The organism is Ensifer sp. B1-9, assembly GCF_050474445.1.
Classification (GTDB): Bacteria; Pseudomonadota; Alphaproteobacteria; order Rhizobiales; family Rhizobiaceae; genus Ensifer.
This window is the reverse complement of the sequence record NZ_JBCHVG010000010.1, coordinates 53,638-71,636: the sequence shown is the minus strand read 5'-3', so window position 1 is coordinate 71,636 and position 17,999 is coordinate 53,638. Positions and strand designations below refer to the sequence as shown.

Below are 17,999 nucleotides of genomic sequence, written 5' to 3'. Positions count from 1 at the left end.
CTCACACGTTTCCTTATCCCGCTCTGGAGCGCCGTGCGTTCAGATCAACGCATTGAGGTCGCTCTAGCACTTTGTTTCGAGAGCATCTTTTCCGCTTCCCGTGATGCCAATTGAAGCGGGATGCTCCGGGGCCGCACCGTCGAAACTTGAAGAAACGACGCGGCGCCCTAACTTCGAAGTCACGAACCTGAACGGTGATGGACCACAGAACCAAGATCGCCCGGCGCGAAAGCGGCGCATTCCTGCCGGCCAATATAAATGCGCGTCAGCGCGAAAGGTTCCATTCGGTCAAAGAAAAAGCCCGGCGCGATGGCCGGGCTTCGTGCAAGTACTGATGCGGCGAAATGCGCTTACGCAGCTTCGTCCTGGGTATCGTCTTCTTCGATAGCCTTGCCGCGCTTCGGGCCCTTGCTGAGGTTGGCCTCGACGAGGCGCACGGCTTCGGTCTCCGACATCTTGTTCACGGCAGCGATTTCGCGCGCCATGCGGTCAAGGGCAGCCTCATAGAGCTGGCGTTCGGAATAGGACTGTTCCGGCTGGTTTTCGGCGCGATAAAGATCGCGGACGACTTCCGCGATGGAAATCAGGTCGCCGGAATTGATCTTGGCATCGTACTCCTGGGCGCGGCGCGACCACATGGTGCGCTTCACGCGAGCCTTGCCCTGCACAACCTTCAACGCACGATCGACAAAATCGGTTTCGGACAGCTTGCGCATGCCAATGCTGACAGCCTTGGCCACCGGCACCTTCAGACGCATCTTGTCCTTCTCGAAATCGATGACAAAAAGCTCAAGCTTCATGCCGGCGACTTCCTGCTCTTCGATCGCCACGATCTGGCCAACGCCGTGGGCCGGATAGACGATCGATTCACCGGTCTTGAAGCCCTGGCGTGTCGAAGATTTTTTCTGCTGGGTCGTCATTCGTTTCAAAAACTCCCTGTTTCGCGCCGGCCATTCTGGCCGGGGCCGGGTCAGTGAGGCCCGGGATAGACGGGGATACCGCCGGGTGGGTACATCCTGGTCCGTCCAAGGAACGCAAACAGCCTCATGAAATGCGGTCGCAACAGAGCAAAGCCATGTTGCGTAAATAGGGAGAACCGCGTTTTGGAGATCGTTTGCTTTCGTGATGGTTTTCGGGCGCGCAAAAACACCCTCTGTGGATCAGTAGAAGGAACCTATCACAAAAAAGTGCCGAAATCAATAATTTGCTGCATGGCAGTCATCAAGCCGCCATTCTCGCAACTGCGAGCGCAGTGCGTGTTTTCCCCAGGTTTGGCGCGCTGGGTCGCTCTCACTGCGTCAGCCTCGACGAACGATGGAGATCGTTCGCCTTAGTCGCCCTGGCCCGGCTCGGCAGAGAAAAATTTCTCGTACTTGCCTTCGACGCCGTCCATCTCCTTGGCTTCCGGCATCGGATCGCGCTTGACCGTGATGTTCGGCCACTTCGTGGCAAAATCAGCGTTCAGTTTCAACCACTTATCAAGGCCCGGCTCCGTATCCGGCTTGATCGCTTCGGCAGGACATTCCGGTTCGCAGACGCCACAGTCGATGCACTCGTCCGGATGGATGACGAGGAAATTCTCACCCTCATAGAAGCAATCCACGGGGCAGACTTCGACACAGTCGGTATACTTGCAGCGAATGCAGTTGTCGGTCACGACGTACGTCATGAGGTACTCCAGCCAATGCTCACGTTTGATGGCAGACGGCAATCAATGGTGATGCTCGTCGTCCGCGCATGCTAGGAATGTCCGGCGCGCATAGCTGCCGAAGCAAACCCGATGCACCCAACGTGGGTCTGTCAGGTAAAGGCTTTATGGGCCCTTTGCAAGAATATTCAATGCGCGAAACGCCGCGGCAAAGGCAGAGTTTTCTAAAGCATGTCACGCAAAGTGCGCAGCAGTTTTGCGGTAAAGCGCACGGAGCGGATCGGCAAGATCGCGACGCGCTTCAATCCTCGCGCGGATCGAAATCGGGTTTCAGCCGATCGGTTTCCCGCCGCTCTTTCTTGGTCGGGCGTCCCGCCCCACGGTCGCGTGTGGCGAGATCATAAGCCGAGAGCCTTTCCTTCGGCTGTTCAGGCGTGAGATCGTCATAAAGAAGCCGCGCCTCCTCGTAGGGGCCACGTCGCTCCCCGGGGGCAAGCACGCGCACGATCAGCGCGCGGCGGTCGAGGGCGAGCTCAAGCACGTCCCCCGCCTTGACCTGAAACGACGACTGCGTCACGCGCTGCTCGTTGACGGCCATCCGGCCGTCCTCGATCGCCTTTTGCGCAAGCGAGCGCGATTTGATCAGCCGCGTGAAAAACAGCCACTTGTCGAGACGCTGGCGCGATGCCGGGTTGGTCGTGGGCTGTTTTTCCATGTGCTGCCTTACTTCTTCATCTGCTCCTTGAGCGCTGCGAGCTTGGCGAAGGGCGAATCCGGATCCACCGGCTTCTCGCGACGCGGCGGACGCGCCTCGAACTTGCCCTGCCCCGGCTTGCCGCCGCGGTCGTGACGATCGTGGCGGTCACCACGGTCCTGGCGCGGCCCGCCTTCCGACTTGCCACCCTCGTGGCGTTTGCCGCGCATCGGCTCGCCGCCCTTGCGTCCGCCTTCACGTCCTTCGCCCTGGCCTTGGCCACGCCCATGGCGCTGGCCGCCGCGACGCTGGTCGCCCTGATGGCGGCCGCCGCCTTGGCGCTGGTTATCCTGGCGGGTGCCCGGACGCCAGAGCAACACGGGCTTGGCCTCGACCGGTTCCCCGGCCTCGCTAACCTGAGCTTCCGCTGGCTGCGCATCGTTCGTCGCGACGGCGATGTCGCCTTCGGCCTTCTCGGTCTCCGCAGCAGGTGCCTCGGCGGCTGCGGTCTCGGCATCCGCCGCACCGTCGCCAGCATCGGCGTCATCGACGGCAGCAGCCGGCTCGGAAGCGGCGGCAGCAACGGCCGGCGCGCCATCCTGGCTGGCGAGGAAGGCCGCAGCCTCCTCGGCCTTGATGCTGTCGGCCCGATAGCCGAGGCCCTTGAGGATCTCTTCCATATCGTCAGGCGTTGCGCCGAGGATCGAAAGCATCGACGTGGTCGCGGTGAAGCGGCGGCCGTCATAGGCGCCTTCCGGGCGTGGCTGCACGCCCGGCTTCCACTGCAGCAGCGGCCGGATGAGATCGGCCAGGCGCTCGAGGATGTCGATGCGCACGGCACGCTTTCCGAGGAAACGGAAACCGGCGAGCTTGTAGAAGGTCCGCTCGAAGGAGGGATCGGTGACGACGGACGTGCGGCCGGCAGCGAGCATCGGGATGAGGTCGCCATAGCCGGGCTTATCGAGGCCGTCGTTCTTCAGCGCCCAGAGAAGGGTGATCAGCTCGGCCGGAGCCGGCTTCAACAGCGCCGGAAGGAAGATGTGGTAGGCGCCGAAGCGAACGCCGTATTTGCGGATCGAAGCGCGACCGTCCTGGTCCAGCGACTTGACGTCGTCGGCAACATCGCGACGGAAGAGTACGCCGAGGTTCTCGACGAGCTGGAAGGCGAGGCCCTTGGCAAGGCCTTCGAGGTCCTCGGCGCGCGAGATATCGTCGAGCGGCTTCAGCACCGTACCGATGTGATGGTTCACGAAGCGCTCGATGCGCGCCAGAACATGCTCGCGGGCATTCGCCTGTAGCTGATCGTCGGCAAGCAGGATGACGCGCGGCCGCATGACGTGGTCGCTCGCTGCCAGACGGGCGACGGGATCGCCGAGCCAACGCACGAGACCATCCGACGAAATCGCCAGGTCATTGTTGCCCGAAGCATGCAGACGTGCGGCCCGCGCCTCGAACTCGAGAGCCAGCGCCTTCTGGGCAGCGCCCTGCACGGCCTTGGCGTCCGGGCCATCGCCGCCGGTCGCCAGCGTAAACCGGAAACCGGTTAGTTGTCCTACGTGATGACCTTCGACGAAGACGTCACCATTCACACTGATTTCAGCTTCCAGCATAGCATTCTCTCTCAGGCGCTTCATGAGCACAGATGTCCTGCGATCAACAAAGCGTTTCGTCAACCGTTCATGTAGTGCGTCGGATAATCGATCTTCGATTTCCCGCGTCTTTTCTTGCCAGTGTGTCGGATCGGCCAGCCATCCCGGCCGGTTCGACACATAGGTCCAGGTTCTGATCTGCGCGATTCGCGCCGAAAGTGTGTCGATCTCACCATCAGTATGACCGGCCCGCCGGACCTGCTCGGCCATGAAATCCTCGTTCACCGTACCCCGGCGAACGAGATCCGCGTAGATCGTCGAGATCAGATCGGCGTGCTGGACGGGCGTGATGCGCCGATAGTCCGGCAGCGCGCAGGCTTCCCATAGTTTTTCCACCCGCTCGGCATTGGTCGTGATGTCGACGACCTCCGGGTAGCGGGCCAAATGCTCGAACGCCTGCTGATCTACCGCAGGTAGCGCCCGGGCAAGGCCGGGAACCGTCGGCGCGGCGTCGAGACTCTTCTTCAAGGCGGTGAGCGAGGAGTAGTCGAATGCCTTCGAGCGCCACTGCAGCACCTTCACCGGATCGAACTCATGTGACTCGATGCGATGGACCAGCTCATTATCGAAAGGATCGACGCGGCCCGTCACCCCGAACGTGCCATCGCGCAGGTGGCGGCCGGCACGCCCGGCGATCTGCGCGAGTTCGGCCGGGTTCAAGTTGCGGAACTGGTAGCCGTCGAACTTGCGGTCCTGCGCGAAGGCGACATGGTCGACGTCGAGGTTGAGACCCATGCCGATTGCGTCGGTCGCGACCAGATATTCGACGTCGCCCTCCTGATAGAGCGCCACCTGTGCATTGCGCGTGCGCGGCGAAAGCGCGCCGAGAACGACGGCGGCACCACCGCGCTGCCGGCGGATCAGCTCCGCGATCGCATAGACCTCGTCGGCCGAGAAGGCGACGATCGCCGAGCGATGCGGCAGGCGCGTGATCTTCTTCGAGCCGGCATAGAGAAGCTGCGACATGCGCGGCCGCTCGACGACGGTGATGCCGGGCAGGAGCTGTTCGAGGATCGGCCGCATCGTTCCCGCTCCGAGCAGCAGCGTCTCGCCGCGGCCGCGCAGATGCAGGATCCTGTCGGTAAAGATGTGCCCGCGCTCGAGGTCGCCGGCGAGCTGCACCTCGTCGATCGCGACGAAGGACGCGGTCGTCTCGCGCGGCATCGCTTCGACGGTGCAGACCGAATAGCGGGCGCGATGCGGCGAGATCTTCTCTTCGCCGGTGATCAGCGCGACATTGTGATGGCCGACCCTTTCGACCAGACGCGTATAGACCTCGCGCGCCAGGAGGCGCAGCGGCAGGCCTATGACGCCGCTGTCATGCGCGATCATGCGTTCGATCGCGTAGTGCGTCTTGCCGGTATTGGTTGGCCCGAGCACCGCGGTTACGCCGCGGCCGCTCAGGATCATGGGGTGAACGGACACGTCATCGATCCCGGGCATTCAGAAATTACGGCAGCGTCTTTCCACGCTGGCGGCAAACACATGCCCACGCACCGAGCCAAACGCAAGGGGCGCCGACAACTAAAACCATCGTTCGGCGTCTCCCAGCCCCTTGCACCACCTGTTGTGGTTGGCGGCATCGAGGACAGGAACAGCCATGGAACGAATCGGCGACGAATCGAAGACTCATTGCGATTCACTGTATGTTCACGGCTACATATAGATTTCAACACCGAACGTTGCACCACATGCTGAATCTGGCACGGATTCCGCGCATCAGGGCCGCCGACTCGCCTCGAGCCTGGCTGTCCCATTGCCAGACAGATCAAAGGATTCCGAATCCAAGACTCTGGAAAGCCTGGAAAATTTTTCACGAAATTCGTCGAAGATTCACCGAACAGAGAGAATGAGAATCGCACCGCACACCTTCGATCAAGACGCGAACCTCCGATGGCGACTCGTGATCCGCGCATCATTCCGCTTTTGTTCTCCACAAGATATAGTGTCTGCGCCGCTCGCCGCCAACAGAATCACGGGCACAGCTTCGGGATTCAAATCCCGAGAGAGCAGGTAATCCTGCCCCCAGCCTCGCATGAAAACGGCGCCCCGAAGGGCGCCGCGCGAAAGCGCTGATAAGTCCAGACGCTCAGACGAAGAACTGTCCGCCATTCGCGGAAATCGTCGAGCCGGTGATGAAGCCGGCATCGTCGGAAGCCAGGAACACGACGCAGCGGGCAATTTCTTCCGGCTCGCCGAGGCGGCCGACCGGGATCTGCGGAATGATCCGCTCGTTGAGCACCTTCTCCGGCACCGCCCGCACCATTTCCGTGCCGATATAGCCCGGGCAGATGGCGTTGACGGTGATCCCCTTGGCCGCCCCTTCCTGAGCGAGCGCCTTGGTGAAGCCGAGATCGCCGGCCTTGGCGGCCGAATAGTTGGCCTGGCCCATCTGGCCCTTCTGGCCGTTGATCGACGAGATGTTGATGACGCGGCCGAAACCGCGGTCGCGCATGGCGGACCAGAGCGGATGCGTCATGTTGAAGAGACCGGTGAGGTTGGTGCCGATCACCTCGCCCCATTGCTCGGGCGTCATCTTGTGGAACATCGCGTCGCGGGTGATGCCCGCATTGTTGACCAGCACGTCGACCGGGCCGAGATCGGCTTCGACCTTGGCGATGCCTTCGGCGCAGGCCTGATAGCTGGAAACGTCCCACTTGTAGACCGGGATGCCGGTTTCCTGCTTGAAGGCCCCGGCCTTCTCGTCATTGCCGGCATAGTTGGCGGCCACCTTGTAGCCGGCATTCTTGAGTGCGATGGAAATTGCCGCACCGATGCCGCGCGACCCACCCGTGACCAATGCTACCCTGCTCATGCACGCCTCCCACTTGATCAGTTCAGTTTCTCAAAGGCCTTGTTCATCAGCTTTTCGCCGATCTGTCGTCCATAGAGCCCGGCGGCAGCCCGGTATTGAGGCGTCGCGGGCACAGACATCCCCACCTCGCACCCGGTGAGTGCGAGGTTCATCATCAGTTTGCTGCGCTGAACGGGCGACGCTTTCAAAGCGCCGCTGTCTCCGTTCAGGGCCGCGGCCATCATGTCCTTGAAAACGGCCTCGTCGTCCGAGGTCGGATGTTCCAGCATGCACTGAACCAGCCGCGCCTCGTCGAGAGGCGCGGGATTGGCATGTGCGGAAACGATCGGCGAACCGGCCAGCAAGAGGGAAAATGGAACCCGCCTGGCGCTGTTCATGCCGCCAAGCCGACTAGAGCCGTTCGACGCACATGGCGACGCCCATGCCGCCGCCGATGCAGAGCGTTGCAAGCCCCCTGGAAACGCCGCGGCGCTTCATTTCGAAGAGCAGGGTGTTGAGGACGCGGGCGCCGGAAGCGCCGATCGGATGGCCGATGGCGATCGCGCCGCCATTGACGTTGACGATCGACGGATCCCAGCCGAGGTCCTTGTTGACCGCGCAGGCCTGGGCGGCGAAAGCCTCATTGGCCTCGACCAGGTCGACATCGCCGATCGCCCAGCCGGCTTTCGCCAGCGCCTTGCGCGAAGCCGGGATCGGGCCGGTGCCCATGACCTGCGGATCGACGCCGGCCGTTGCCCAGGAAACGATACGGGCGAGCGGCTGGATGCCGCGCTTGGAAGCCTGCGCTTCGGTCATCAGCAAGGTGGCGGCGGCGCCGTCATTGAGGCCGGAGGCGTTGCCGGCGGTGACGGTGCCTTCCTTGTCGAAGGCCGGACGCAACTTCGTCATCTGGTCGAGCGTTGCGCCATGGCGGATATATTCGTCCTGGTCGACGGTAACGTCGCCCTTGCGGCCCTTGACGATGAAGGGAATGATCTCGTCGGCGAAACGTCCGGCCTTCTGTGCCGCTTCGGCCTTGTTCTGCGAGGCGAGTGCGAACGCGTCCTGCTCCTCGCGGCTGAGCTGCCACTGGCGGGCGACGTTTTCGGCGGTGATACCCATGTGATAGCCGTAGAAGGCGTCGGTCAGGCCATCCTTGATCATCGTGTCGATCATCTTGAAGTCGCCCATCTTCACGCCGCCGCGCAGATGCGAGCAGTGCGGCGCCATCGACATGGACTCCATGCCGCCGGCGACGATGATATCCGCATCACCGGTTGCAATCTGCTGCATGCCGAGCGCCACGGCGCGAAGGCCCGAACCGCAGAGCTGGTTCATGCCCCAGGCGGTCTTTTCCTGAGGGATCCCCGCCTTCATCGCCGCCTGGCGCGCCGGGTTCTGGCCTTCGCCGGCCTGCAGCACCTGGCCGAGGATCACCTCGTCGACCTCGCCTGCCTCGACGCCTGCGCGCTCGAGCACGCCCTTGATGACGGCGGCGCCGAGCTCGTGCGCCGGCGTATTGCCGAATGCACCGTTGAAGGATCCGACCGCAGTGCGGGCGGCGCTGGCGATCACGATGGAGGGATTGCTCATGGGACGTTTCCTCAGATCTTTCTTGCCTAATGAAAACAGACTGGCAAAGCCCGCGACGCAAGTCAAACGGCTTGATGCGGTGCCACAAAACCATCACGCAAGACGCAACCGCAAGATTTCGCACTTGCGTCGCCGCAACGCACAAAGACATTGTCAGCGGCGCTCTTTTGCGGATACTCTGAAAAACGCAATAAAGACGGGATGATGGGTGAGAGGAGACCCTGATGGCGAAGCACGAAGGCCAGATCGTTATAAAAAAATATGCGAACCGGCGGCTCTACAACACCGGGACCAGCACCTATGTCACGCTCGACGACCTGGCTGTGATGGTGAAGAAGGGCGAGGATTTCGTCGTCCAGGACGCGAAGTCCGGCGAAGATATCACCCATTCCGTGCTGACACAGATCATCTTCGAGCAGGAATCCAAGACCGGCAACACGCTTCTGCCGATCTCCTTCCTGCGTCAGTTGATCTCGTTCTACGGCGACCAGATGCAGATGGTGGTGCCGAGCTATCTCGAGCATTCTATGCAGGCTTTCACCGAGCAGCAGTCACAGATGCGCGAGCAGATCAACAAGGCCTTCGGTGACACGCCGCTCGGCAAAAACCTGCAGGTTCCGCTGCAACTTGTCGAAGAGCAGGTCCGCCGCAACACCGAGATGTTCCATCAGGCGATGCAGATGTTCTCGCCCTTCATCACCGCCCCGCCGGTGAAGGAAAGCAAGAAGGCGGAAGCCAAGGATATCGACGAGCTCAAGGAGCAGCTTCGCGCGCTCCAGACCAAGCTCGACAATCTCGGCTGAGCGCGCTTTCCTCGTGAAGGCGGGTGAGCTAGATCCCGCCTCGTTTCCCGTCCAGCAGAAAAATACTTTGAATTGGGCCAGCGCCCCGGATCGGCCGGATCGTCGCGCGCTTCAAAGGCCGATCGACACGTCCCGGCCCGCCGAACGCATCGAGACGGCAAAACCGGCGATGACGTCGATGAAACTGATCGTCATCAGGATGAAGAAGAGCTGTGTCGCCGCCGGCGCTAGAAGCAGGAATTCGATCAGGAAGACGATGAACAGGATCATCGACAGCAGGTGATCCATCAGCGCCCGCGTGCTCGTGCGGGTCGCCTTCAGCAATTCGACGAACTGCAGTAGCAGCGCGACGACGATCAGAAGGTCACCGAAGCGCATCGTCCAGGTCGCGCCCGACAGCATGGACAGCGACAGCATCTCCGCGTTCAGCCCGGCGATACCGCCAAACATTCCGATCATCGCGAGATTGTAGATGGCGAAAGGCAGGATCAGCAGCGGAACGGCAGCGAGCATCGGGCACGAACTCCTTAGCCGCGTCTTGCGGCGTCTTCAGGTCAGGCTCCTGCTGATAGCACAGGGTCCAAGCGAGAAAATGTCAGACGCAAAACAAAAGGGCCGGCAGAGCCAGCCCTTTGAACCTGATCCGCGAACGGAAACGCTTATGCGTTTTCCTTCGGGGTCAGAACCTGACGGCCACGGTACATGCCGGTCTTCAGGTCGATGTGGTGCGGACGGCGCAGTTCGCCCGAGTTCTTGTCTTCGACGTAGGTCGGAGCCTTGAGGGCGTCAGCGGAACGGCGCATGCCACGCTTGGACGGGCTCGTTTTTCTTTTCGGTACAGCCATTTCATTCTCCACTTATCGGGCAAACACTGTTCAGCAGCCGAAATGGCCGTGTCAAACAGATGTCAATCACGGAAATTTGGCGCGCTTATACATGGCCAACTCCTGTTTGACCAGTCCCCAGCCGCAATTTTTCGACTCGACCGAGTCAGACCTCGTCTTCGGGAACGACCCACGGCTCAGCGCGGGCGGCCTCTTCCCACTTCCGGTAGGCGGGATGCGCCTTCATCCGCTGCATGTAGCCGAGCACTTCCGGATCCGCAACGAGATCATAGACGTCGAAGCGGTTGACCACAGGAGCGTACATCGCGTCCACCGCACCGAAGGCGCCGAAGAGGAACGGACCGCCGGATTGGGCGAGCGCCTCCTTCCAGATCCGCTCGATGCGGGCGATGTCGGCGCGAACGTCTGCATCCACCTCGAGAGCCCGCTTTTCCCGGCGGACGTTCATCGGACAGGCGCCACGCAGCGACCGGAAGCCGGAGAGCATCTCCATGGAATAGCTGCGCGCCCGGGCACGGGTCTGGCGATCGGCCGGCCAGAGCCCGGTATCGGGAAAGAGCTCGGCGACATATTCGATGATCGCCAGCGACTCCCAGACAAGCAGATCGCCATGTCGCAACAAGGGCACGCGTCCCGTCGGCGAGACGGCGCGAATATCGGGATTGCCGGCCGCGAAATCGAAGGGAATGACCACCTCCTCGAAATCGATGCCCGCGGCGATCATCGCCATCCAGGGCCGCATCGACCAGGATGAATAGTTCTTATTGCCGACGTAAAGCGTAAGTCCGGTCATTTAGGATCCTTGATTGCCGCCTTGATTGCGGGTCTGTCCGAGAAAACGATCAGTTCCTCGAAATGGTTCATGTCCTCGAAGGAGCAGAAGGCCGGGGGATCGAGCTCGATCACCGGCGCCCGCTCCCTGAGGTAGGCGAGTTGTTCGCTCAACATTGCCTGCCAGCGCGGCAGTGCCGCGTCATCGAGCCAGTCGATGACATAGGCGTAGGTGATGTGGAACGCGTAGTCGTCATGGTCCGGATGGCGATAGCCGAAGGCTTCGGCGAAAGCATCGCGCCAGGCCCTGAGGCACGCGCGATCGGCTGCGCTGTCGCCTTCGAGCGCGAGTCCGGTCGGCGTGACCTCCGTCACCCGGGCCCGGAACGGCCCCAGCGGAACGAAGTGCTTCAGCCGCCCGCGATAGTGCTCCGTCATCACGTCGATCGGCGTATCGAGCGCCATGTCTGCCGGCCAGAAGGGCAGCCTGCGGCGGTATTCGATGATACCCTGAAAGATCGTCATATGCAGGCTGGACGGATGGGTGAAGGCGAACTGCCCGGCCTCGGGCATCGCCATCAGACGATCGCGCACCGCAAGCACGGCGGCCTCGGACGGCGAACCGGCGGTGACGTGGGAAACGACCGTGTTGCCCGGTTCACGCAGGAAACGGCCATCCGTTGCGTAACGGGTACCGAGATGCTTCGGCGGTACGTTGTTTGCGTTGCGGCCAAAGGAGAGAAGCGAGGGGGAAATCGAAGTCATGGGGCGATCGGACCTTTCAAATGGAGAGAGGCCCAGATGACAGAACTCTACTACGCGAGCATGACATCGCCCGACGGCAGCTTCCAATGAAAAGGTCTGATCCTAATCATAAAGGCAGGTGATGTAGCCGCCGGAGCGGCTGGCGCGACGCTCGATCAAATTTGCCAGGCGCTTGAGCCCGCGACCGGGCTTGCCGGCATTGCGCTCCTTCGGATTGGGCAGCGAAACGGCAAGCAGCGCGGCCTGCCGCCGCGACAGCTTGGCCGCAGGAACCCCGAAGTGGTGGCGGGCAGCCGCTTCGATACCGTAGATTCCATCGCCCCATTCGGCGACGTTCAGATAGATCTCCATCATCCGCCGCTTGCTCCAGACGAAATCAGCGGCGATCGCCAACGGCAGTTCCATGCCCTTGCGCAGGAAGGAGCGGCCGTTCCAGAGGTAGAGGTTCTTGACCGTCTGCATCGGGATGGTGCTGGCCCCGCGGGTCGATTCCCCATCCAGGGCATCCTCCACCACGCCGCGCATCTGCCCCCAGTCGACACCGTCATGGACACAGAACTGGCCGTCCTCCGACATCATCACCGATTGCACCAGCACCGGCGCGATATTGTCGAACTCGACCCATTGACGGTCGTAGCCGCGAAGCAGAACGAGGTCGCGCAGCATCAGCGTCGAGACCGGATGAATGAACTCGATCAGGTAGAGAACGATCAGCGCATAGGGCAGCGCCACGAAACCGACGACGGCGAAAGCGATCTGGCGGCGCCTCGTTCGCAGCGACCGGCGAAGCGAAGACCAGCGACTGGAAGGCACTTCGCCATCCTCGCGCGCTTCCGGAACCATGTTCACGGCCTGACTGTCCACCTCGCTGTCCATCCGCCTCTCTTAGTGCATGGGCCGGCAAAGTTGAACGGGCTTTCAGGCAAAAGGCAAGGTGCGTACGCGGCTGTCCCAGGGAAAGCGCGCCGCTGCGACACGAATCCCCGTTGAAAGCCCTCTTCGCCCATGCCAAAGAGCGCGCATGAGCCAGGACACATCGCCTTTCACCCGTCGCCTCGCCGGCAATGCCCGCGCCGTCGAAGCTTTGCTTGAGCGCCTGCTCGGCTCGACGACGGAGGTCGATGAGATCGCCCGGCCGGCAAACCTGCTCGCCGCCATGCGCCACGGGGTACTGAACGGCGGCAAGCGGCTGCGCCCCTTCCTGGTGATCGAGTGTGCCGATCTTCTCGGCGGCGGTATCGATGCATCCTTGCGCGTCGGCGCGGCGCTCGAATGCGTGCATTGCTATTCCCTCGTCCATGACGACCTGCCGGCGATGGACGACGACGATGTCAGGCGTGGCCAGCCGACGGTGCACAAGGCCTTCGACGAGGCGACGGCGATCCTCGCCGGCGACAGTCTGCTGACCTTCGCCTTCGACATCATCGCGGCGCCTGAAACACCACTGCCGGATGCCCAAAAGGTGGAACTGATCCTGGCGCTCGGACGGGCCGCGGGCCACGGTGGAATGGCCGGCGGTCAGGCGCTCGATCTTGCCGCGGAAAAGTCGCCACCCGACGAAGCCGGCATTGTCACGCTACAGGCGATGAAGACGGGCGCTCTCATCCGCTTCGGCTGCGAGGCCGGTGCGATTGTCGCCGGCGCGTCGAAAGACGACCGGGCGCGGCTTCGCAGCTTCGGCGAAAAGATCGGCCTCGCCTTCCAGCTTGCCGACGACCTGCTCGATCTCACCGCCGATGCGGCGACCATGGGCAAGGCAACCGGCAAAGACGCCGCCCGCGGCAAGGGCACGCTCGTCGCGCTGCATGGCCAGGCCTGGGCGGAAGAACGGCTGGAGCAACTGGTCGCAGAAGCCGAAGCTCTGCTCGAGCCCTATGGCGAGCGCTCCGCCATTCTCGTCGAAACCGCCCACTTCATCGCCAACCGCAGGAGCTAAGCTCGTGAGCAAATACTGGTCGCCGATCGTCTCGAAGCTCAAGCCCTATGTTCCGGGCGAGCAGCCGCGTATCGCCAATCTGGTGAAGCTCAACACCAATGAATGTCCCTACGGCCCCTCTGAGAAGGTGCTCGACGCGATCAACGCCGCGGCAAGCAGCGATCTGCGCCTTTATCCCGATCCGCTGGCGCTGAAGCTCCGCCAGGCGATCGCCGCGCGCTTTGGCGTGACGGCGGAAGAAGTCTTCGTCGGCAACGGCTCGGACGAGGTGCTGGCGCATATCTTCGCCGGCCTGCTCAAGCACGACGCGCCGCTGCTTTACCCCGATATTTCCTACAGCTTCTATTCGACCTATGCGCGGCTCTTCGAGATCGACACGATCGAGGTGCCGCTGAACGATCGCTTCGAGATCGATCTCGCCGATTACGACCGGCCCTGCGGCGCGATCATCCTGCCGAACCCGAACGCGCCGACCGGCATCGGCCTGCCGCTTTCGGAAATCGAGCGGCTCGTCGCGAGCCACCCCGATCAGCCCGTCGTCATCGACGAAGCCTATGTCGACTTCGGCGGCCAATCGGCAGCAGCGTTGGTTTCGAAGTACGAGAATCTGCTGGTCGTCCAGACCTTCTCCAAGTCGCGCGCGCTTGCGGGCCTGCGCGTCGGTTTCGCCATCGGCCAGCGCCCGCTGATCGAGGCGCTGGAGCGCGTCAAGGACAGCTTCAACTCCTATCCGCTCGGCCGCCCGGCCCAGGCCGGTGCCATCGCCGCGATCGAGGACGAAGCCTGGTTCGAGGAAACCCGCGCCAGAATCATCGCCTCCCGCGAGCACCTCACCGCGGATCTCGCCCAGCGGGGTTTCGAGGTGCTGCCTTCGTCGGCAAACTTCGTTTTCGCGCGCCACCCCGGCCATAGCGGCGAAACGCTGATGAAGGCGCTGCGCGAGCGCGCCGTGCTGGTGCGCCACTTCGCCAAGCCGCGCATCGGCGATTTCCTACGCATCACCGTCGGCACTGATCAGGAATGCGCACGCCTGATCGAAGCACTCGACGAGATCCTCTGAGATCTTGTCTCGGTGACATTTCGCTGTTTCAAACAGGCGATGAACTGAACTAGCTTCCGGCGATCGAGCCGGAGCTTTTTCGCATGTTCGACCCGACACCCTATCTGCCGCAGTTGCTCATCGCCTGGACCGCCTATCTGATCGGGACAGCCTCACCGGGACCGGCGATCCTGGCGATCATCACCACCTCCGTCAGCCAGGGGCGCAAGGCCGGCCTGGCGCTTGCCTTCGGCGTGCTCACCGGCAGCTACACCTGGGCGATGCTGACGGCTTCCGGCCTCTCGGCGCTGATCCGCGCCTATGGCCATGCGATCATCATCCTGAAAATCGCCGGCGCCTGCTATCTCTTCTGGCTCGCCTATAACGCGCTGCGCGCCGCCATGTGCAGCGACAGGGGCGCGATCGTGCCGACCGCGAAAGTGCAGACATCGTTGAAGCGGCTCTATCTCAAGGGGCTCGGCATCCACCTGACCAACCCCAAGGCGATCTTTTCCTGGATCATGCTGGTCTCGCTCGGCATGCCGGAGGGGGCGCCGGTCGGCGTCACCGCCACCTTCATCGGCGGCTGCATGGTCCTCGGCCTGATGACCTTCTGCGGCTTCGCGATCGTGTTCTCGCTTTCGCCGGTGCACCGCGCCTATCTCAGGTCCAAGCGGCTGATCGAGAGCCTGATGGCCGGCTTCTTCGCCTTTGCCGGGCTGAAACTGCTGACGTAGCGGGCTTTAGCTCCGAGGCCGTCCGGCGTCGGATTGCCCCGGGCGAACCCGTTTACTCGGCAGCCGCCTGGCCGCGGCCATAGCGCTTCTCGATATAGTCGGAAACGAGTGTCTCGAAGTCGGCGGCGATGTTCGGACCGCGCAGCGTCATCGCCTTCTGGCCATCGATGAACACGGGCGCAGCCGGCATTTCGCCGGTACCGGGGAGCGAGATGCCGATATCGGCATGTTTGCTTTCGCCGGGACCGTTGACGATGCAGCCCATGACCGCGACCTTCAGGCCCTCGACGCCGGGATATTTCTCGCGCCATACCGGCATGTTGCGGCGAATATCGTCCTGGATCTTCTGGGCGAGTTCCTGGAACACGGTCGACGTCGTGCGCCCGCAGCCGGGACAAGCCGCAACGACGGGAATGAACTGGCGGAAACCCATGACCTGCAGCAGTTCCTGCGCCACCTGCACCTCGCGGGTGCGGTCGCCGCCGGGCTCCGGCGTCAGCGAAATGCGGATCGTGTCGCCGATGCCCTGCTGCATCAGGATGCCAAGCGAGGCGGAGGAGGCGACGATGCCCTTGGTGCCCATGCCGGCCTCGGTGAGGCCGAGATGCAGCGCGTGGTCGGAGCGGGCCGACAGCATGGCGTAAACGGCGATCAGGTCCTGAACGCCGGAAACCTTGGCCGAGAGGATGATGCGGTTGCGCGGCAGGCCGATTTCCTCGGCAAGATCCGCCGAGAGCAGCGCCGACTGGACGATCGTTTCGCGCGTCACCTGCTGGGCCGTCAGCGGAAAACCGTTCGCCTGGTTCTCGTCCATCAGCCGCGTCAGGAGTTCCTGGTCGAGCGAGCCCCAGTTGACGCCGATGCGCACCGGCTTGTCGTAGCGGATCGCCATCTCGACGATCTCGGCGAACTGCTTGTCCTTCTTGTCCTTGAAGCCGACATTGCCCGGATTGATGCGGTACTTCGCAAGCGCCTCGGCGCAGGCCGGATGATCGGCAAGCAGCTTGTGGCCGATATAGTGGAAGTCGCCGACGAGCGGCACATCGAGACCGAGGCGCTCGAGCCGCTCGCGGATCTTCGGCACGGCGGCAGCACTTTCGTCGCGGTCGACGGTGATGCGCACCAGTTCCGAGCCGGCCTTGTGGAGAGCGGCCACCTGGGCCACGGTCGCATCGATATCGGCCGTGTCGGTGTTGGTCATCGACTGAACCACGACCGGTGCGCCGCCCCCGACGATCACGCCGCCGACATCGACGGCGACGGAGGCACGGCGGGGCTGCGGCTCGAAATCGAAGGCGGAAGACATGAAGGCCTCTTCGTGGGTCATCTCAGGCGGAGCGGGTCGCGTGCGAATATCGCAACGCTTTCCGTAATCAAGCTCCGGCTTTTCGCCCATCAGGTGGATGAGGAAAGCCTGCTTGTCAACGGCGACATCATGCCCTGACGGCGATTTGATGGCGGGCTTGCGCCAGAGGCCCCTCATCCGGCCTGCACAGAACACGCTCGTCCGTGGCTCAACAGATCACGAGTGCCCTTTGGCGTGATCCGCGTGCACCGCATTGTGAGACAACAGCAGCACGACGATGAAGAGCACCGGCACCGAGGTGAAGACGATGGCAAAGCCCGTATGCTCGGCGACGAAGCCGATCACCGATGGCGCGAACAGCATGCCCGAATAGCCCATGAAGGTCGCGACCGAGAGGCCGATGCCCGGCTGCAGGCCCGGCATGTTGCCGGCGGCCGAAAAGGCGATCGGCACCATGTTTGAAATGCCGATACCGGCGATGGCGAAGCCGAGAATGGCGATGTAGGCGTTTGGCGCAATGCCCGCGAGGATCATGCCGACAAGCGCGGTGACCGTACAAATGCGCAAGGTTCGCTTGGCGCCGAAACGATCGCGCACAAGGTCACCGGCAAAGCGCATGATTGCCATGGTGGCCGAGAAGGCGGCGAAGCCGAAGCCGGAAAGCTCCACCGAGGCGCCGAGCTCGTTGCGCAGATAGAGCGCGCCCCAGTCGAGAACCGTGCCCTCGGGCACCATCGAGAACAGCGCCATGATGCCGATCAGCCAGGGAAGCGGCGTCATCGGCAGGCGCAGTTTTTCCTTCGCGGCAGCCGGATGCGGCTTGTCGGCAAAGATCATCGGCCAGGCAATCGCGATCAGCGTCAGGCAGATCACGGTGACGACGAAGACATGCGGCAGCACGCCGAAATGCGCCATCAGGAAACCGCCGATGCCGGCGCCGATCAGGCCACCAAGGCTCCAATAGGCATGGCAGGAGGACATGATCGCCCGGCGCATCGACTTTTCGACCTCGACGGCATTGGCGTTCATGGCGACATCCATGGCGCCGACGAAACCACCGAGCACGAACATGCCGACGGCCGCCGCCCAGACATTCGGAACGAGCGTGAGGAGCAAAAGCAAGGGTGACAGGATAATCGCTGTGACCTTCACCACCTTCTGTGAGCCGACGCGGGCAATATAACCGCCGGCAATCGGCATCAGCACCAGCGAGCCGATGCCGAACATCAGGATCAGGAGGCCGAGCACGCTTTCGCTGATGCCGAGCCGGTCCTTGAATTCGGGGATCTTCGGCGCCCAACTTCCGGTGACGAAGCCGTTCATCAGGAAGAGCAACGAAACGGCCAGCCGGTTGCGGGTCATGTAGCCCTGGCGGACGGTCGCGGTGGGAGAACGTTGGTCCATGGTCTTGCCTCTGTG

Annotated in this window: 18 protein-coding genes; 4 read left to right on the top strand and 14 right to left on the bottom strand. The window is 62.7% G+C overall.

The window, feature by feature from the left end; genetic code table 11:
- Positions 1–350: 350 nt before the first annotated feature.
- From ACQ5BM_RS19370 to ACQ5BM_RS19340, 7 genes are all read right to left on the bottom strand, one after another.
- Complete coding sequence (locus ACQ5BM_RS19370; protein ID WP_173517865.1) at positions 351–920, bottom strand: CarD family transcriptional regulator; 570 nt, start codon at positions 918–920, stop codon at positions 351–353.
- Positions 921–1,330: 410 nt separating this feature from the next.
- Entirely contained in the window at positions 1,331–1,669 is a 339-nt protein-coding gene (gene fdxA / locus ACQ5BM_RS19365) for a ferredoxin FdxA (RefSeq protein WP_429814619.1), read from the bottom strand.
- Between the two features lie 280 nt (positions 1,670–1,949).
- Positions 1,950–2,363 carry an RNA-binding S4 domain-containing protein gene (locus ACQ5BM_RS19360; RefSeq protein ID WP_429814616.1) on the bottom strand — a complete coding sequence of 138 codons (414 nt, stop codon included), beginning with the start codon at positions 2,361–2,363 and terminating at the stop codon, positions 1,950–1,952.
- Between the two features lie 8 nt (positions 2,364–2,371).
- Positions 2,372–5,416: a helicase-related protein gene (locus tag ACQ5BM_RS19355; RefSeq protein WP_429814614.1), complete on the bottom strand. Its 3,045-nt coding sequence runs from the start codon at positions 5,414–5,416 to the stop codon at positions 2,372–2,374.
- Between the two features lie 664 nt (positions 5,417–6,080).
- Positions 6,081–6,806: a beta-ketoacyl-ACP reductase gene (locus ACQ5BM_RS19350; RefSeq protein ID WP_429814611.1), complete on the bottom strand. Its 726-nt coding sequence runs from the start codon at positions 6,804–6,806 to the stop codon at positions 6,081–6,083.
- Between the two features lie 17 nt (positions 6,807–6,823).
- Entirely contained in the window at positions 6,824–7,183 is a 360-nt protein-coding gene (locus tag ACQ5BM_RS19345; RefSeq protein ID WP_429814608.1) for a hypothetical protein, read from the bottom strand.
- Between the two features lie 13 nt (positions 7,184–7,196).
- Entirely contained in the window at positions 7,197–8,378 is a 1,182-nt protein-coding gene (locus tag ACQ5BM_RS19340) for an acetyl-CoA C-acetyltransferase (protein ID WP_429814606.1), read from the bottom strand.
- A 224-nt stretch (positions 8,379–8,602) separates the two neighbouring features.
- On the opposite strand from ACQ5BM_RS19340, the gene phaR reads away from it, so the two are divergent.
- Positions 8,603–9,181 carry a polyhydroxyalkanoate synthesis repressor PhaR gene (gene phaR / locus ACQ5BM_RS19335; RefSeq protein ID WP_173517872.1) on the top strand — a complete coding sequence of 193 codons (579 nt, stop codon included), beginning with the start codon at positions 8,603–8,605 and terminating at the stop codon, positions 9,179–9,181.
- Positions 9,182–9,292: 111 nt separating this feature from the next.
- Here the strand turns inward: phaR and ACQ5BM_RS19330 are convergent, their stop codons facing one another.
- The 5 genes from ACQ5BM_RS19330 to mtgA all read right to left on the bottom strand — a co-directional run bounded on the left by ACQ5BM_RS19330 (position 9,293) and on the right by mtgA (position 12,405).
- Positions 9,293–9,694 (bottom strand): hypothetical protein, encoded by a 402-nt coding sequence (locus ACQ5BM_RS19330; RefSeq protein ID WP_429814603.1) that lies wholly within the window; start codon positions 9,692–9,694, stop codon positions 9,293–9,295.
- Between the two features lie 146 nt (positions 9,695–9,840).
- Entirely contained in the window at positions 9,841–10,026 is a 186-nt protein-coding gene (gene rpmF / locus ACQ5BM_RS19325) for a 50S ribosomal protein L32 (RefSeq protein WP_026186748.1), read from the bottom strand.
- Between the two features lie 145 nt (positions 10,027–10,171).
- The gene (locus tag ACQ5BM_RS19320; protein ID WP_429814599.1) at positions 10,172–10,819 is read right to left on the bottom strand and encodes a glutathione S-transferase family protein; all 648 of its coding nucleotides are present in this window, start codon (positions 10,817–10,819) and stop codon (positions 10,172–10,174) included.
- Positions 10,816–11,562, bottom strand: coding sequence for a DUF1868 domain-containing protein (locus ACQ5BM_RS19315; RefSeq protein WP_429814596.1), 747 nt, complete (start codon positions 11,560–11,562; stop codon positions 10,816–10,818). The genes ACQ5BM_RS19320 and ACQ5BM_RS19315 overlap by 4 nt, the downstream gene beginning before the upstream one ends.
- 102 nt (positions 11,563–11,664) lie before the next feature.
- Entirely contained in the window at positions 11,665–12,405 is a 741-nt protein-coding gene (gene mtgA / locus ACQ5BM_RS19310; protein WP_429815212.1) for a monofunctional biosynthetic peptidoglycan transglycosylase, read from the bottom strand.
- 178 nt (positions 12,406–12,583) lie between these two features.
- Between mtgA and ACQ5BM_RS19305 the strand changes: the two genes are divergently transcribed.
- The 3 genes from ACQ5BM_RS19305 to ACQ5BM_RS19295 all read left to right on the top strand — a co-directional run bounded on the left by ACQ5BM_RS19305 (position 12,584) and on the right by ACQ5BM_RS19295 (position 15,274).
- Positions 12,584–13,498: a polyprenyl synthetase family protein gene (locus ACQ5BM_RS19305; protein ID WP_429814593.1), complete on the top strand. Its 915-nt coding sequence runs from the start codon at positions 12,584–12,586 to the stop codon at positions 13,496–13,498.
- Positions 13,499–13,502: 4 nt separating this feature from the next.
- Positions 13,503–14,558: a histidinol-phosphate transaminase gene (gene hisC / locus ACQ5BM_RS19300; protein ID WP_429814590.1), complete on the top strand. Its 1,056-nt coding sequence runs from the start codon at positions 13,503–13,505 to the stop codon at positions 14,556–14,558.
- A gap of 83 nt (positions 14,559–14,641) precedes the next feature.
- Positions 14,642–15,274, top strand: a complete 633-nt coding sequence (locus ACQ5BM_RS19295) for a LysE family translocator (RefSeq protein WP_429814587.1) — start codon at positions 14,642–14,644, stop codon at positions 15,272–15,274.
- A 52-nt stretch (positions 15,275–15,326) separates the two neighbouring features.
- On the opposite strand, the gene ispG is transcribed toward ACQ5BM_RS19295, so the two are convergent.
- Both ispG and ACQ5BM_RS19285 read right to left on the bottom strand, forming a co-directional pair.
- On the bottom strand, positions 15,327–16,580 hold the full coding sequence (ispG, locus tag ACQ5BM_RS19290) for a flavodoxin-dependent (E)-4-hydroxy-3-methylbut-2-enyl-diphosphate synthase (RefSeq protein ID WP_429815209.1): 1,254 nt from the start codon (positions 16,578–16,580) through the stop codon (positions 15,327–15,329).
- Positions 16,581–16,796: 216 nt separating this feature from the next.
- Positions 16,797–17,984 carry an MFS transporter gene (locus ACQ5BM_RS19285; protein ID WP_429814584.1) on the bottom strand — a complete coding sequence of 396 codons (1,188 nt, stop codon included), beginning with the start codon at positions 17,982–17,984 and terminating at the stop codon, positions 16,797–16,799.
- Between the last annotated feature and the right edge of the window lie 15 nt (positions 17,985–17,999).